This window comes from Photobacterium angustum, assembly GCF_003026365.1.
GTDB classification, from domain to species: domain Bacteria; phylum Pseudomonadota; class Gammaproteobacteria; order Enterobacterales; family Vibrionaceae; genus Photobacterium; species Photobacterium angustum.
The window spans coordinates 1-532 of sequence record NZ_PYOM01000064.1; the positions used below are offsets into that span (position 1 = coordinate 1).

The following is a 532-nucleotide window of genomic DNA, read 5'->3' on the forward strand; positions in this document are numbered from 1 at the left end:
CCTTCTTATACCCTGATGAGTCTAATGACTGGTTGAAGAAAGCTGCTGACCATGGAAACTCAAAGGCACAGGCAAGCCTAGCAAGTATGTATGCTGGCGGAGATGGCTGGTTTTTCATACCTGGCAATCGAGAAAAAGAAGTAAAACGTCTATACAAGGCCTCTGCTGAACAGGGTAACTTTAGGGGGATGGAAGGCTACGCATCTATACTTTTTAAAGAAGGAAATAAAAAGGAAGCGTTTGATATTTGGACAAAAATGGCGAATACTGGAGATGCTTTTTCTACAATTTACCTTGCTGGACAGTACCTACATACAATTCCAGAAATAAGTTACCCAGAAAAAGACGAAGTGCTTGGTGCTGCTTACTCAAAAATATATCTAGACTCAATGGGTACAGATAAAGAACATGACCTTTATGATATTTATAAAGAACAATACCTTGAAACAATGAGTCATTTATCTGATGCCCAGAAAAAACAAGTCAACGACTTTGCTAAAGAGTTCTTAAGTAAACATACGGTGAGAGTACT

1 protein-coding gene is annotated in these 532 nt (G+C 38.7%); it reads left to right on the forward strand.

What is annotated here, in order from left to right; genetic code table 11:
• The coding region (locus CTN01_RS22890) for a tetratricopeptide repeat protein (protein ID WP_170096492.1) at positions 1-532 on the forward strand (532 nt) is incomplete at both ends.